This window comes from Trichloromonas sp., from assembly GCF_034006665.1.
Classification (GTDB): Bacteria; Desulfobacterota; Desulfuromonadia; order Desulfuromonadales; family Trichloromonadaceae; genus Trichloromonas.
Window position 1 is genome coordinate 18,422 of the sequence record NZ_JAVESI010000004.1, and the last position, 14,551, is coordinate 32,972.

At 59.8% G+C, this 14,551-nt stretch carries 13 protein-coding genes; 3 read left to right on the forward strand and 10 right to left on the reverse strand.

Translation table 11 applies throughout. The annotated features are described in order from the left end of the window. Positions 1-112: 112 nt before the first annotated feature. The 10 genes from RBR25_RS02875 to RBR25_RS02920 all read right to left on the reverse strand — a co-directional run bounded on the left by RBR25_RS02875 (position 113) and on the right by RBR25_RS02920 (position 11,716). Positions 113-1,084 (reverse strand): ABC transporter substrate-binding protein, encoded by a 972-nt coding sequence (locus RBR25_RS02875; protein WP_432818022.1) that lies wholly within the window; start codon positions 1,082-1,084, stop codon positions 113-115. A 27-nt stretch (positions 1,085-1,111) separates the two neighbouring features. Continuing rightward, positions 1,112-3,154 (reverse strand): hypothetical protein, encoded by a 2,043-nt coding sequence (locus tag RBR25_RS02880; protein ID WP_432818023.1) that lies wholly within the window; start codon positions 3,152-3,154, stop codon positions 1,112-1,114. 24 nt (positions 3,155-3,178) lie between these two features. Next, positions 3,179-4,165, reverse strand: a complete 987-nt coding sequence (locus tag RBR25_RS02885; protein WP_432818024.1) for a DmsE family decaheme c-type cytochrome — start codon at positions 4,163-4,165, stop codon at positions 3,179-3,181. Between the two features lie 276 nt (positions 4,166-4,441). Continuing rightward, positions 4,442-5,530, reverse strand: coding sequence for an MlaD family protein (locus RBR25_RS02890; RefSeq protein ID WP_432818025.1), 1,089 nt, complete (start codon positions 5,528-5,530; stop codon positions 4,442-4,444). A gap of 2 nt (positions 5,531-5,532) precedes the next feature. Continuing rightward, on the reverse strand, positions 5,533-6,348 hold the full coding sequence (locus RBR25_RS02895) for an ABC transporter ATP-binding protein (RefSeq protein WP_432818026.1): 816 nt from the start codon (positions 6,346-6,348) through the stop codon (positions 5,533-5,535). An 11-nt stretch (positions 6,349-6,359) separates the two neighbouring features. Next, a complete protein-coding gene (locus RBR25_RS02900; protein ID WP_432818027.1) occupies positions 6,360-7,127 on the reverse strand; it encodes an MlaE family ABC transporter permease in 768 nt (255 codons plus the stop codon). Beyond that, complete coding sequence (locus RBR25_RS02905; RefSeq protein ID WP_432818028.1) at positions 7,124-8,602, reverse strand: hypothetical protein; 1,479 nt, start codon at positions 8,600-8,602, stop codon at positions 7,124-7,126. The genes RBR25_RS02900 and RBR25_RS02905 overlap by 4 nt, the downstream gene beginning before the upstream one ends. A 113-nt stretch (positions 8,603-8,715) precedes the next feature. Then, the gene (locus RBR25_RS02910) at positions 8,716-9,684 is read right to left on the reverse strand and encodes a hypothetical protein (RefSeq protein WP_432818029.1); all 969 of its coding nucleotides are present in this window, start codon (positions 9,682-9,684) and stop codon (positions 8,716-8,718) included. 38 nt (positions 9,685-9,722) lie between these two features. Then, positions 9,723-10,550, reverse strand: coding sequence for a hypothetical protein (locus RBR25_RS02915; RefSeq protein WP_432818030.1), 828 nt, complete (start codon positions 10,548-10,550; stop codon positions 9,723-9,725). Next, positions 10,547-11,716: an acetoin utilization protein AcuC gene (locus tag RBR25_RS02920; RefSeq protein ID WP_432818031.1), complete on the reverse strand. Its 1,170-nt coding sequence runs from the start codon at positions 11,714-11,716 to the stop codon at positions 10,547-10,549. Before RBR25_RS02920 ends, RBR25_RS02915 begins: the two co-directional genes overlap by 4 nt. A 133-nt stretch (positions 11,717-11,849) precedes the next feature. Here RBR25_RS02920 and tmk point away from each other — a divergent pair, with 133 nt between their 5' ends. Genes tmk through RBR25_RS02935 form a run of 3 tightly spaced genes read left to right on the forward strand, consistent with a single transcriptional unit; the run spans position 11,850 to position 14,543 of the window. Beyond that, on the forward strand, positions 11,850-12,500 hold the full coding sequence (tmk, locus tag RBR25_RS02925) for a dTMP kinase (protein ID WP_432818032.1): 651 nt from the start codon (positions 11,850-11,852) through the stop codon (positions 12,498-12,500). Next, positions 12,497-13,465 carry a DNA polymerase III subunit delta' gene (gene holB / locus RBR25_RS02930; protein WP_432818033.1) on the forward strand — a complete coding sequence of 323 codons (969 nt, stop codon included), beginning with the start codon at positions 12,497-12,499 and terminating at the stop codon, positions 13,463-13,465. The genes tmk and holB overlap by 4 nt, the downstream gene beginning before the upstream one ends. Positions 13,466-13,496: 31 nt before the next feature. Further along, a complete protein-coding gene (locus tag RBR25_RS02935) occupies positions 13,497-14,543 on the forward strand; it encodes a PSP1 domain-containing protein (RefSeq protein WP_432818034.1) in 1,047 nt (348 codons plus the stop codon). Positions 14,544-14,551 lie beyond the last annotated feature (8 nt).

Below are 14,551 nucleotides of genomic sequence, written 5' to 3' on the forward strand. Positions count from 1 at the left end.
GCCGGAATTAAATCAGCATTGCGAGAAGCTTGTCAACGGGAATGTGCGCGCGAATTCCGTATACGGTAAAAATGCCGGGACACCGGGCAAAAGAGGCATTTTTCATCGGCGTCTAGCGGATAACCCGGGTGGCCATGCCGAGGGTCTGGAAAGGAACCTTGAGATTGAGCCGCCGCGCGACCTGCAGGTTGATGACCAGAGAGACCCGACGCGGCGTCTGCATCTCCAGCGCCGCCGGAGAGGAGCCGGAAAGGAGCCGGCCAAGCAAAGACGCCACCATCTCCCCCTGCTCCCGGGGATCGGCCGCCAGGGAAACCAGGGCGCCATGATCGCAGAGGCAGGGGATTTGGGAAATCACCGGCAGATTGTTCCGGGTGGCAAAAGCCATGATCTCGTCGAGACTCAGGTGAAGAACGGCGCTGTCGGCGACAAAGAGACTGTCGACGGAACCGCTCATGGCCGCCAGTGCCCCATTGATCTCTCCGGGAGCGGCGATATCCGTGGGCACCAGCGACACTCCCCCGCGGGAAATAATCTCGTCGAGGCGACGCACTTGCAGAACCGAACCGGCATCGGCCGAGGAGAAGAGAACGCCGATGGTCTGCACCGGAAAGATTTCCTGAAAGGCCTTGACCAGGGTTTCGAGGGGGGTTTTCCCGCTGACCCCCGCCAGTTCCCCCCCCTTGCCGGAAAGAATGCCCAACGCCGCCGGATCGTAAACATCCCCGAAGAGAATCGGCGTCCCCCGCGCCTCTTTGCGGGCGACCAGCGTCGCCGGGGCACCGTAGGTAACGATGACGTCGGCATCGATCCCCACCGCCTTGCGGATGCTGTTGGTCCAAGACATGGCATCGGGATTGGGCGTCTGTACATAGACCTCCAGCTTCTGCTCCAACCCCGCTTGCCGTACTCTGTCGAGAAAGGCTTCGTGGGCCAGACGATAACGCTCCAGATCGCCGGTGATGATCACCGCGACAAAGGATTTCTCCTCGGCCCAGGCGGGGCCGGCGTCGGTAACGAAAAGCGCCGGAGCCAGCAGCAGGCAACAGAGGAACAATCGTGAAAAAGCGTAAGTTATCCGCACAAAAAAGACCTTGATCAGGGTCGTGGCCTACCAGGAGCGGGCGACGCTGACCATATACAACTGCGCCGCTCCATCAAAATTGTTGCTGTTCCGGTCTTCATAATCATCATGAGAAAAATGGGCCGAACAGTTCCAGCCCGCCGCCGGGGTCCATTCCAGCTCCAGTCCCAAACCCATCTGCACAATGTCCAGTTCGCTTAACGAACGCAGGTCGGCGGCATCGACATCGCCGACTTGGGGGAGGGTTTCCGGCGGGAATCCGGGCGTGAAATAGGCCCGGGAACGAATATAGCGGGCCTCAAACAGAGTGCGCAGACACTCGCGCAGCTGCCAGTTGGTGGACAAGGTCAGAGTGTGAACGCGCTGCCGATAATCGATATTGGTATCCCAAAGGCTGTTGTCGTCCTCGGCGCCGAATCCGTAGGTCAGATCCTGGCGCAGTTCGGAACGGAGAAATCCGTAATACAGATTGGCGTTGACGGTATCGGTGAGCTGAGTCCAGAACCCGGCGGTGACCGTTTCCTGTCTTTCCCGGCGATCGAGAAAATTGTTCCAGTTGGAGCGTTCGAAGTTGCTGCTGTGGCCGTCGGTCAGACGGATGTTGGCGGTGGCGCCGAAGCGCTCCGAAGGATTCCAGGCGGCTCCGGCGTAGAAACGATGGCGTTCTTCCAGGGAAGCGCCGTAGGCAGGAGCATCGGAGGTCTGAAACTCATACCAGCCGGTGAACTTCAGTCGCGGGTCGCCGAGGGGGCGGGTGATAAGACTGGCGCGGAAGCGGTTGACCCCTTCGTCTTCGGGCAATTCCCACAGGGGATCGTAATAAGGATCGGTGGAATCAGCAAACTCTCCGGTGCGGTCGCGATGGACATCGCGATGTTCAAATTCTCCCATCAGCGTCACCAGGCTGAAGGGGCGCCAGGCGAGCTTGCCGAAATAACTCGCCCGATCCAGATCCATATTCTGGCGGGTGGCGACGGTATCGGTCCCGGGCACTCCTCCGACCAAAAGTTGCGTGGAACTGCTGCTTTCCTGGTCAAGCATGCGGTAACGGAAATTGAGGGTGAGTTCGGGTCGGGGAACCAGAGTGAGATCGGCTGAAGCCTTGTGGAAATCCGTTTCCGCCTCCACCGGTGAGACATCGGCCAGGCGGGAGAGATTTTCCTTTTTGCCGATGGTGTAGCCGGCTGCGGCGTTGAAGCCGCCCGCCGGGGAGGTGCTGACTTTAAGGGTTGTCGCGGTCAGGCGGGAGTCGGGAACGGCATCGTGCCGATAGTTCCCGGCGAGACGGTAATCGTCACCGTCTTCCCCGATGACGCCGAAGCTATCGAAGGGAGCGGATTCACGATCGCGAAACTCGCGAAAGAGCTGCTCGACAGCGACATTGACATAACCGGCATGGGCATCCAGCCCCAGGGTGACTTCCTCGGTGACCCGGTCGACCTGCTGCCTCTTGGTTTCCAGATGGCAGGCGCTGCAGTCTTCGTTCAGATAACGGAGCTGCTTGTGCCCGGAGCGTTGCAAACGCCAGTAACCGAGGTTCATGTGTAAGGAATAAAGGGGAAGCTTGGCCCGGAGATGGACCTTGTCGATGCCGACTTCGAGGGCGGCCTGCTCCCCGGGGGAACGGTCGTTGAAGCGGACCTCAACCTGATCAAGGCCCGCTGCGCTCTGGGTGGTGCCGACGGCATCGGGGCGATCGTAGGAGAAATAGTCGAGGTGATGGTAGAGCTTTTCCGTGGACGCATCCAGCCGCACCAGTCCGCGATAATCGAGATCGGTTTCCAGCCGATAATCGCTGTCGTTGATGTACTCCCCTTCGATCATAAAACGCAGGCTGGGATTGAGATACTTGAACTCCGTCGCCACCGTCGCGCCCGAATCGAAGAGGGTGTATTGGGCGGCACGGCGGGCATGATCCTGGACATCGACCGCGCGATAGCCCAGAGAAATCCGTGAGGAGCGTAAGGTCAGGTTGCTCCCTCCGGCTTCTGCCGCCAAAGTCGGCTGCTCGGCAAGGCAGCAGAACAGAAGGCTCCAGGTCAGAAGAAAAACTGATCTGATGATCTTCACAACAAACTCCTGTCGCATTCTCGATCAGCGGGCGATGAAGGTGCCCCGGCCCCGGGACGACGGGACATCGGTGCCGTGAATGGACGAATGACAATCGGTACAGCGGGTGTAAAAGGCCCCTTTCATGGCGGTATTCCCCTCTTCCAGGGTCGGCATGTACTCGCCAAGATGGCCGGAATGACATTGCATACAGAGAAAGGGCTGGGAACTCTTCAGCAACGGCCGATTCGGAGAGCCGTGAGATACGTGACAGTTGCCGCAGTTTTCGTTGAGATCGGCATGTTCAAAGACGAAGGGGCCTTGATATTCCATGTGGCAGCGGGTGCAGGTGTCCTTGCGGGTGAGGCCGCGCAGCAGGTGATCCTGAGCCGAGCCATGGGGTTCATGGCAATCGATGCAGGCCATCCTGTGCTCGGGAACCGGATGGTGGGAAAACTGGGCGAATTCCGCCCGTACCTCGGGATGGCATGTGAAGCACATGGCGTCCATCTCCTTGCGGCCAACCTTTTGCTGGGGTCCGAGATGCAGGGCGTGGCAGTCGAAGCAACTGACATCGTTATTAGCGTGAGGGCCGGCGTTCCAGTAGGTAAGAACCGGAGTCGAAGATGCCGAGTGGCACTTGAGGCAGATGAGGGACTGGGCTTGGGCGGGGAGCTGATCCAGTTGCAACAGGGTGTCGAATTTGCACTTGTCCTTTTTGTTCGAGCCGACATTCTTGATCGTCAGGCTCCCCGGCCCGTGGCAGGACTCGCAGTTGACCAGCGGCAGGCCGGTATCGCTGGCAATCTGTTCGCCATGCACGGACCGGCGGAAATCGTCGTGGATCGGCTGATGGGAATGACATTTTCCGAGGCAGTTTTCATCCCCGACGTAATCGGCGTCGAGGCGACCGACGATCATCTGTTCGTATTCGCGAACGGGCAGCAGCGGATTGTCGTTCCGCAGGTGGTGCAGATCGGAACATCCGACAATACCGAGCAGACAGGCCGGCAGCAGCAATCGAGCGATCACGATGGAATCTCCAATAAACGGGAACAGCAAAAAAATTTTGTTTATGCAAGAAACATGAAAACTCACCCCCCTTGCGTAAAAGGCTAAAGCCCGGGGACTTCCATCGGCCTGACCCCGCACCGGTAAAACGGGTCCGCCATTTCGCGCAACCGCTTCGGGGGATATAACCGAGCTGCGCCGCGACTGACACAGCCGAAAGAAACCTTTCGCCGTAGATCATTCCCCAAACTGAGTAAAAATGCCCAGGCACAAAGCGCCTGGGCATTTTTACTCAGTTTAGAACAAGGTACCGACCACCGTTCCCAGAGCGGACACCGGCCCCGCGTCACTCATGCCGTCCATGGCTTTTTCCACCTTGCGCAAGGTGGTGACGGCATCCCGGTAGAGGCTATCCTCGTTAACCAGCCGCCCCAGGCTCCCCTCGCCGCGATCGATCTTGGCGGCAATGCTGTTGATGCGCTCGACGCTCGCCAGAACTTCCTGGTAGAGGGCCTCGTCATTGACCAGTTTGCCCAGGGAACCGGTGCCGTTGTTGGCCTTTTTCGCGACCTCGCCGAGATCAGCGACGGCGGCGTTGGCTCGTTCATAGAGCTGCTTGTCGGTGAGCAGGCGGCCAAGTGTCCCTTCCCCGTTTTTCAGACCGTCGGTGATTTCGCGCAAGTCAGCCACCACCCGAACCGCGTCATCGTGCAGGGTCGCATCGGTAAGGAGCCGCCCAAAGGTGCCTTCACCGTTGCGCAACCCTTCAAGAAGCGTCTTGAGTTCGCTCAACGAGCCGCTGAAATCGTCATAGAGCCCGGGGTGATTGACCATGCGGCCGAGGCTGCCGCTTCCCTCGTCGATTTTCATCAAGATGCTTTCCAGCCGGTTCGAGGCGTTGACGATGGAATCGCGGCTCTGTTCCATCAGGGAGCCGATCTGGCCGAAAACCCGTTCCTGATTGCGGTCGAAACTGGTAATCAACTGGTCGATATTGGCCCGTTCCACCGAAGGCAAGGCACTGCCCTCGGGCAGGGCGGAACTCTGCGGCGAGCCGAATTCCAGGCCGAGAAACTGTCCGCCCAAGAGATTGGTCTGGCGGATTTCGGCGACGGAATCCTCGCGCAGATCGGTTGCTTCGGTAACGAAGAAATCGATGCGCACCCGCGAGTCGGCGAGGGAAATGTTAAGGATTTTACCGACTTCGACGCCGGCCATACGCACCGGATCACCCAGCTTGAGACCCACCGCCGTGCGAAAAAAGGTGTGATATTCCTTCTGCTTACTGAAAGGGCGCCAGTCCTCGGCCAGCTCGATCATCACCGCGAGAACGCAGAGGGTCAGCAGAAAGAAGATTCCTACCCGTTTTTCCGTCGACATAGCCATGATCAGAATTCCCCTTTGATTCCCTTGGTGGTGGTGTAGAGAAATTTCCGCACCACGGGGTTTTGACTGTTTTTGATTTCATCCGGCGTACCGACCGCAACGATCTCCCCCCCGTCGATCATGGCGATGCGGTCGGAAAGGTAGAGAGCGAAGCTCAGGTCGTGGGTGACGATGACCGTGGTGAGGTTGACTTTGACCTTGAGGTCCATGATCACCTGGGCCAGTTCGTCGGAAGTGACCGGATCGAGTTCGGCGGTCGGCTCGTCGTAAAGAATCAGATCGGGATTCATCGCCAGGGAACGAGCGATGGCCACCCGTTTTTTCATCCCCCCGGAAAGCTCCGATATGGATTTGTCCTCATGGCCTTCCAGTCCGACCAGGGCGAGTTTTTCGGCGACGATGGCGCGGATGCGCTCCTCCGGGCAGACCCGCTTCTCCCGCAACCAGAGCCCGACATTCTCCCCCACGGTCAAGGAATTGAAGAGCGCCGAGGTCTGGAAGACCATGCTGTAGCGATAACTCAAAGCGCCTTTACCGGCGTCGTAAATATCCTCGCCGTCGATGCGGATACTCCCCGTATCGGGCTCGATCAGGCGCACGATATGTTTGAGCAGCACGCTCTTGCCGGTGCCCGAAGGGCCGATGATGGAAAAGGTCTCTCCCGCCGCGATATCGAGGCTGATGTCGCGCAACACCACTTGGCCGTCGAAGGCTTTGCTCAGCCCCTCGATGCGTAGGGCAACCCCGCGCGGCTCGGCATAGTTGGCAACTCCGTGCGGCTCGGGAACAAACCAGTCGGCGAACAGTCCGCTGAACATCTCTTGGCACCTCACATCATCAGCCGGCTGAGGAAGTAATCGGCCACCAGAATCATGACAAAGGACATGACCACGGCACGTGTCGTCGACTGGCCGATGCCGCGTGCCCCGCCTTTGGTCTTGAAACCGACATAGCAGCCGACATGAGCGACAATCCCGCCGAAGACCGTGGCCTTAGTCAACCCCTTGAGAATCTCTTCGTAACCGATGGCCCGGATCATGTTTTCGTAATAGACGTTGTAGGGCACATTGATCAGGGGATTGACGTCACTGATGAAGGCCCCTCCGGCGATGCCGACAAGCATGGCAAAGATCACCAGGCAAGGGACCGCCACCAGGCAGGCAAGCAGACGGGGCATGGCCAGATAGCGCACCGGGCTGATTTCCAGGGTGCGCAGGGCATCGATCTCCTCGTAAACCTGCATCGCTCCCACCTCGGCGGCCATCGCCGAGCCGACCCGCCCGGCGACCAGCAAACTGGTCATCACCGGCCCCAGCTCCTTGACCATGGAAAGACCGACAATCGCTCCAATGACCTCTTGGGTACCGTAGAGGGCCAACTCCGATCCGGTCTGCAACGCCAGCACCATGCCCACAAACAGGGCCAGCACCAGAGCCACCGGCAGGGTGCCGATGCCGACTTCGGCGGTCTGCCGGAAGATTGCCGGCAGATTACGGGGCGCCTCGCGAAAGAAATAGACGGTCTGGGCAAAGAGCCGCACCATCTCGCCGGTGGTCTGGGCCAGATTCAGCAGTTGTCGGCCGATCGCCTCGATCATATCCCCACCCCGGCTTCCATCCTGTCCCCCCAGGCCAGGGGCCAGGGGAGATAGAACAAGTTGATGCGTTTGCCGTCGCCGGCGTGGCGGTAGCGAAAAAGACCCTTGAGCAGGCTCAGGTCTGTCCCCGAGTCGCTCTGGCGGGTGTAGCGAAAGAGGGGAAAGAGTTCCATGGCCCGATCCTCGCCGCGCCGTTCGTGCCAGTAGAGATTCCAGAGAAAGCTGGAGACGCTGTTGCCCGAATCATCCCACTTGCGCTGATAGAGCCGCCAGAGCGGCGCCCAGTTCCGTTCGATGCCCGGCTGCTCAGGAAAGATCGGCTCCAGCAGGGAAAGCAGATGCAGATGATTGACGTTGTTCGCGCGGCGAAAGGAGACAAGCGGCCAGAGATCGATGCGCCGGCGATCGGGGATGGACTCGGCAGCCAGGGTTTTCTGTTGTTGGGAATAAAGAAAAAAGAGCACCTGATCTCGCCGGAAACGGTAGTTATCAGAGCGGTTTTCTTCGATTTTATAAAGCGGCCAGAGAAACCAGCGCTTACGCCGGTCGCCACTGCGTTCGTCAGCAAAGAAGGGGAGCAGGCGCAGCCCCTGGCGATCCTTCCCCCGGGTAATACGCACCAGGGGCATGGGTAGATCCCATTGCTCGTAGTTCCGCCGCCGGTCAACAACATGGCCGAAGAAGGGCCAGAGGACGGTATGCCGGGTAAATTCCGGCGACTCATCTTCAAGATAGAATGGAAACGCGGCGCGAATCCGCCGAGGGTTGTCTCCGTCGAGATGAAGATCTTCGGAAAAGAAGATCGGCCAGAGCAGGTAGCTCTTGCGATAGACCCCTTCCTTGCGGCTGCCCCCCCACAGGGGCCAGAAGTCGAAGCCCGACTCGTCGGGACCGTGAATGCGGGAAAAAAAAGGCCACAGCCAATGCTCGGTCGAGGTTTCGTCTTTTTTCGTCCGGGCATGGAGGGGAAAAAGCGTGAAGTGAATTTCATCCCGTCCAAAGCGTTCCAGCAGGGTGCCGCCGAAAGGGAAAAAAGCGAAATAATCCGGCTTCTCGGTATCTCCCCGCCGGGAAAAGAGGAAGGGGAACAACGTCAATGAACTCGCTTGCTCCTCCGCCTGGGGGGCCCGGCGATAGTTGAGAAACTGCAGGCCGCGCCAGTTTGTTTCCGCGTCCGAACGGGACGTGGTCAGCAGCGGATAGAGCAACTCCGAAAAACTCTCGACCGGCCCCTCGGCGGCACGATAAAAGAAGGGGCGCAGGGCAAATTCCGCTTCCGTGCCTTTCTTCTCCAGCTTGATGAGGGGGCCGAGAAGATGGGTGACCTGATAATCGGTCTCGACGGAAGAGCGATAATCGAGCAGGGGCCAGAGAGTCACGATCCGGCCGCCCTTTTCGGCCGCCACTCCCCAAGGCCAGAGCAGCAAGAAGCACAGCAGTACCAGCAGGCGGCGCGACAGCAGAATGTTACCCAAAGCTTCCTCGCAAACTCAAAGACACTTCAATGAAAAAGTGCGCCGATCCCAGTATGGGGCGGGTTGAAACTCAAAGCGGCCCCGGTGACGGTTACACCGGCCGCGGGGACTGATCAGTGTGATTTTCCCGTCTCCAGCAGCCGGTCCATGGCTTCCCGGGCCTCGGTATAATCGGGATTGAGCTCCAGCGCCTTTTCCAGCGCCTCGAAGGCGCCGCCGGTATTGCCCATCCGACTGCGGCACATTCCGAGGAAATGATAGAACTCGCAGCAGGGAATCTCGGCGGTAAACTGGCCCCGTTCTTCGATGATGTCGAGGGTGGTGACCGCCTCCTCGTAATGCCCCTGACCGTACGAATCCATCGCCGCGCCGATATATTCGTAATCGTCGATCAGCGGCGTTTCCGGCGGCTCTTGACCCTGCAGGCGCGCCGCCATTTCGCTTAAGGAATCGCGGGCCTCCCCTGGGGGAAGCTTATCGACAACCTGCCGCCAGCGGGCGACGGCTGAGGGATAATCGCCGAAGAGATAATCAATGCGCCCAAGCACGTTAAGCGCCTGAAGATTTTCCGGGTCCGCCTTGAGGACCTCCTGAAGATAGCCCATGGCCTTAAGCAGAGAAGACCGAGCGTCGGCAAACTCGCTGAACATCTGGGAAAGCTGGTAATATTCGATGCCCAGGCGCAGGCGCAGACCGGAATTCCCCGGGTCGAGCAAGGCCAAAATCTTCATGTAGGAAATCTTTTGCCGAATGGATTCACTGTCAACTTCCCGGTGATCGATCAGGAGGATCTGTGCGCCGAGGTCGGCGAGGTAGTGAGGATAGGCGTCGCGCAACAGTTCAGCGTATTGGCGGTTGCGCAGGCAGTCGGGAAACTGACGCAGATAGTCGTTAACCCCTTCGCCCATGGCATTGGCGGAAGGATTGCCCTCTTTGAGGGCTTCGGGATGAATCGGCAGCGGAATCACCGGCAGCGGGACGGGGGTCTGCTCGGGGCCCACCGGCACGGTCATGCCCCGCTCGGGAGCCCACAGGGTGAAGTGTTGAGGGTCGAGGGAAAGTTCTTTGGAATAAGGTGACATGGCCTAAATCCTTAAAGTGGTGAATGAGAGATTTTCGATCAGAACAAACGTTCCGGAAAGGTGTCGATTCCCGCGTTCACGCCGACGGTCTTGTAGATTTTTACCTCATCCCAGGGACAAGGGAGAATGCCGTCGTGAATTGCCCAGCTGCGACCGCGCACAGTCTTTTCCATACCCGGTTGCCGGAAGGGGGTCGAGCCGTCGAGGCGCCGGAAGAGCTCGCCGCCAGGGTGGAATTCCTGATTGATCCAGAGCATCAGTTGCTTGCCGGTGACGTAGTCGAAACCGTAGCGTTCATAGCGAATGGCATTGCTGTAGGAGAGGGGTTCGGCGACGATGATGTCGACGCCCAGGGAAGCGACGAAGGCCTCGAATTGGCGAAAAAAACCGGAAAACATCTTGAGTCCGCGCCGCACCTGATTGGGAGAAAGGCCGGCGGTCATGGCTTTGATCTCTTCGTCGCGATTGCGGCGCAAGGTGCCGAAACAGTTGTCCCGCCCCTGCTCGTCGCGGTCGATGTCGAAGCGGGGTCCGTCGGGGTCGTTGATTAGGCAGAAACTCAGCTCGATCTGCCGGAAAGGAGTATCCGCGACCTCCACGAAAAAGAGGCAATCGCGGTCCCCGGGGTCGCGTCGGACCTCGATGCGCAACAGGCCGATGCCGTCGGGACAGATGGTGGTGATGGATCTCCGTCCGTCGGGACCGGCTCCCGTCGCCCGGTCGATAGGGAAGCGCTCGAAGACCGCCTCGGGAACGAGGCGGCGATAGATCCCCTCCTTCACCTCGAAAGGAAGGCGGTTGATGTCCTTCAGGCTGAAAAGGGGAAAGCCGTCGGGATCGAGCAGATGGCCGCCAGCGGCATTCATCGCCCACCTCCAGAGGGAATGCTGTGCAGGGGAAAGAGCTTGCGTTCAAGTATCCGCAGATTCTTTTCCAGAGCCTCTTGGGCGCGGGCGAAATCATTGGGTTGGGCCAAGTGCGGCAGATCGCGCAAGCGCGTGTCGGCGTAGCCCAGATCACGAATCAGGGCGACGAAGTCTTCAGGAAGATGGTCGGGAACCTCGACGCCGACGATAGTGGCCCAGAGCAGTGCCCAGGCACGGGCCACATTGAGCTTTTCGTAGCCGCCGCCGCCGATGCAGACCCAGGGCAGGCCGGTGGCGAGAAACTCCCGGGCGGCGTATTCGATGACCCCGGTGGTCATTTCCAGGCGGCTGAGAGGATCGGTGCGCAGGGTATCGACGCCCATCTGGGTCACCAGCACGTCGGGGGCAAAAGCCTTCAGCATCGGGAGTACCACACTGCGAAAGCCCTGTTCGAAAATCAAGTCATCGGAGTGGGCGCGAAAGGGGAGATTCACCGAATAGCCGTATCCCTCCCCTTCCCCAAGTTCCTGAGGGAAGCCGGTCTGGGGGAAGAAGTTCTCGCCGGACTCGTGCAGAGAGATGGTCAGCACCCGGTTACTGGTATAAAAGGCCTCCTGCACACCGTCGCCATGATGGGCGTCTATATCCACATAGGCAACCCGCAGTCCCCGGTGCACCAGTTGCTGAATGGCGATCACCGCGTCGTTGAGATAGCTGAATCCGGAAGCGCGGGCGGCGTGGGCATGATGATAGCCGCCGGCCAGGGAAAACGCGACCCGGCAGCCCTCGTCAACGACCTGACGGGCGGCCTCCAGAGTCCCGCCGCAACCGAGCAGCGACCACTCGTAAACGCCCTGGAAAACAGGATTTTCCACATCTCCCAGACCATAGCGAAAATTTGCCCGGGGGGTGCTGTCACGGCTGAATTCCTTGAGTGTCGCCAGATAGCCGGGCGCGTGAAAACCGCTCAGCAACTCCTCCGGTGCGAAGGGGCACTCGACTTGGCGCACGCCAGGCAACTCCAGCAGGCCGAGGATGCGCATGAGTTCATAGGTCAGTCGGTAGCGCGCGACCTTGAAGGGATGGTCTTCCCCAAAACTGAAGTCATCAAAACGGCGGGAATAAATCAGCGCCCAAGAGTCTGAATTGGCAACTGTTTTCGGCATGCGGCTGTTTTACACCGGGCGCTTGCAAAGGTCAACCCGGGATTCTCCGGAAAACCGCGTGAATACAGGTTTCCCTTGATTCTTCCCCGGCAGCTTTCTATAATACGGCGATTTTACGGGAAGATTGGAATCGATGGCCTTTTTTATCACGTTCGAGGGCGGCGAAGGCTGCGGCAAATCGACCCAGATCGCGGCCCTGACGGCGCGTCTGGCCGCCCGGAGGATCCCGGTACTGGCGACCCGTGAGCCGGGCGGTTGCGCCATTTCCGACGCCATTCGCCGGATTCTCCTCAATCCGGCCAACGCCGCCTTGGTTCCCCGGGCGGAACTCCTCCTCTACGCGGCGGCCCGCGCCCAGCATGTGGAGGAAGTCATCCTTCCGGCCCTGCGTCGGGGCACCTGGGTGCTCTGCGACCGTTTCAGCGACGCCACCCTTGCCTACCAGGGAGGAGGACGGGAGTTGCCGATGGCCATCATCGAACCCTTAAACCGGATCGCTACCGCCGGCCTTCAGCCCGATCTCACCTTCCTTCTCGACCTGCCGGTGGAAGAAGGACTGCGCCGCGCTATCGGCCGCAATCATCAGCACGGAACCGCCCACGAAGGACGTTTTGAGGCGGAAACCCTGGCCTTTCACGAGCGGGTGCGCGCCGCTTACCGGAAACTCGCCGAAGAGCAGGAGCGCTTTCGTATCGTCGACGCTTCGGGGAAAATCGAAATCGTGACGGAGCGGATCGATGGGATGCTCGACGCTTTTTTGGTGAAACGGGGCGAGAAACCATGACCTTCAGCCAGATTATCGGCCACGAGCGGCAAAAGGATATTCTCCGGCGGGCTCTTGCTCACGGTCGCCTCGCCCATGCTTATCTCTTCGAAGGACCCGAGGGGGTCGGCAAGCGGCTCATGGCCACCGCTCTCGTCCGCGCCCTCTTTTGTGCCGAGGGAACAGGCTGCGGCCGTTGCCCGGCCTGCCGCAAAATTGACCATCATAACCACCCCGACCTGCATATTCTCGAAGCCGATGGCCAGACGATCAAGATTGAGCAGGTGCGGGCCCTGCAGAAAGAACTGACCTTCCGCCCCCTGGAAGGGCCGCGCAAGGTCTGCCTGATCGACGGCGCCGAACGGATGAACGCGGCGGCGGCCAACTCCCTGCTCAAGACTCTGGAAGAACCGAGCGGCGACGCCCTGCTAATCTTGCTCAGCAGCCGCCCCGAAAGCATCCTGAGTACCATCCGTTCCCGTTGCCAGCGTCTCCCTTTTACCCGCCTGCCCCAGGCACGGATCAAAGAGGTACTGCTGGAACGCATGGAACTCGATCCCACCCAGGGGCACATCCTGGCGGCTTTATCCGAGGGGAGTTTCAAGAAGGCCCTAGGCAAGGATCGCGATCTCTACCTGGAAAAGCGTCGCGAACTGCTCAAGTCCCTGACCGCTCTGGCGCCCAGCCGGGTTCTCCCCCTCTTCGAACTGGCGAACACCCTGGCCGAGGAAAAGGACCGGCTCTTCGAGATTCTCGATATCTTTCAGGCCTTTTACCGGGATCTGCTCCTTTACCGGCAAGGTCGACCGGAAGATGAACTGGTCAACATCGACCTGGCTGAAAAAATCCGGCGAGTCGCATCCCGGGAGAGTCTCCCCTCACTCCTGACCAAGCTCGACGCCATCGAAGCCGGCCGTCGTCACCTGGAACGCAACGTCAATCGCCAGCTGGCCGTGGAAGTGCTGCTGATGCGGCTGGCCGCCTGATCAAAATTCAACCGGAAGGTTCGCATACCCCATGCCGAGAATCGTTTCCCTGAAATTCCGCGATGCCGGAAAACATTACTTCTTCAACCCCCTTGATCTCGAACTGGCCAAGGGTGATCGAGTTGTGGTCGAAACCGACCGGGGGCGGGCATTGGCCACGGTGGTGGCTCCGCCGGAAGAACGCCCTGAAGACCAGCTTCCCGCCGATCTCAAAAACGTGATCCGGATCGCCGGCGACGACGATCTGGCCATGGCCCAGGCCAACGTCGCCCGGGAGCGGGAGGCTTACATCTTCTGTCAGGAACGCATCCAGAAGCGGACCATGGAGATGAAACTGGTGCGAGCCGAGTATCTCTTTGACGGTTCGAAAATCATCTTTTATTTTACCGCCGATGGCCGTGTCGACTTCCGTGAGCTGGTCAAGGATCTGGCGCATCATTTCCACACCCGCATCGAGATGCGCCAGATCGGCGTACGCGACGAGGCCAAGTTGATCGGCGGTATCGGCATCTGCGGCCGGGAGCTCTGCTGCTGTACTTTTCTCACCGAATTCACGCCGGTTTCGGTGCGCATGGCCAAGGAGCAGGGACTGGCCCTCAATCCGACCAAGATTTCCGGTCAGTGCGGCCGATTGCTCTGCTGTCTGAGCTACGAATTCGATACCTACTGCGGACTCAAGAAAAGCCTGCCCAAGTGCGGCCGTAAAGTTCAGCTCGACGGGATCAAGGGCGAGGTCGTCAATCAGGATGTGCTGCGCCAGAAGGTGCTCGTGCGCCTCGAAGATGGCCGCAGCGTCTCCGTCACCGCCGACCAGATTGAACAGGGTAAGGGTCCGACTCCGGTTCTGGGTGAGGAAACCTCGCGTCGCAATCGCCCGGCCCCCTCGGGACGCAGCCGGTCGGGACGTGGCGAAAGTCACCCCCCATCCGCCGCCGCGCCGGCGAATCCGCCGCCCAAGCCCGCCAAACCGGCCCCGCCCGCCGAAGTCAAGCCCCAGGATCCGCCGGCCGAAGGCGAAGAAGCCGCGAAAACCAGTCGCAAGCGGAGTCGCAGCCGGCGCCGCCCCCGTCGCAAATAAGCCAAGGA

Bases quoted from the DNA above. Each gene is read 5' to 3' on its own strand.
- RBR25_RS02895 (WP_432818026.1), bottom strand. From the start codon at position 6,348: ATGTTCAGCGGACTGTTCGCCGACTGGTTTGTTCCCGAGCCGCACGGA.
- RBR25_RS02920 (WP_432818031.1), bottom strand. From the start codon at position 11,716: ATGCCGAAAACAGTTGCCAATTCAGACTCTTGGGCGCTGATTTATTCC.
- RBR25_RS02935 (WP_432818034.1), top strand. From the start codon at position 13,497: ATGCCGAGAATCGTTTCCCTGAAATTCCGCGATGCCGGAAAACATTAC.
- tmk (WP_432818032.1), top strand. From the start codon at position 11,850: ATGGCCTTTTTTATCACGTTCGAGGGCGGCGAAGGCTGCGGCAAATCG.
- holB (WP_432818033.1), top strand. From the start codon at position 12,497: ATGACCTTCAGCCAGATTATCGGCCACGAGCGGCAAAAGGATATTCTC.
- RBR25_RS02900 (WP_432818027.1), bottom strand. From the start codon at position 7,127: ATGATCGAGGCGATCGGCCGACAACTGCTGAATCTGGCCCAGACCACC.
- RBR25_RS02890 (WP_432818025.1), bottom strand. From the start codon at position 5,530: ATGGCTATGTCGACGGAAAAACGGGTAGGAATCTTCTTTCTGCTGACC.
- RBR25_RS02910 (WP_432818029.1), bottom strand. From the start codon at position 9,684: ATGTCACCTTATTCCAAAGAACTTTCCCTCGACCCTCAACACTTCACC.
- RBR25_RS02915 (WP_432818030.1), bottom strand. From the start codon at position 10,550: ATGAATGCCGCTGGCGGCCATCTGCTCGATCCCGACGGCTTTCCCCTT.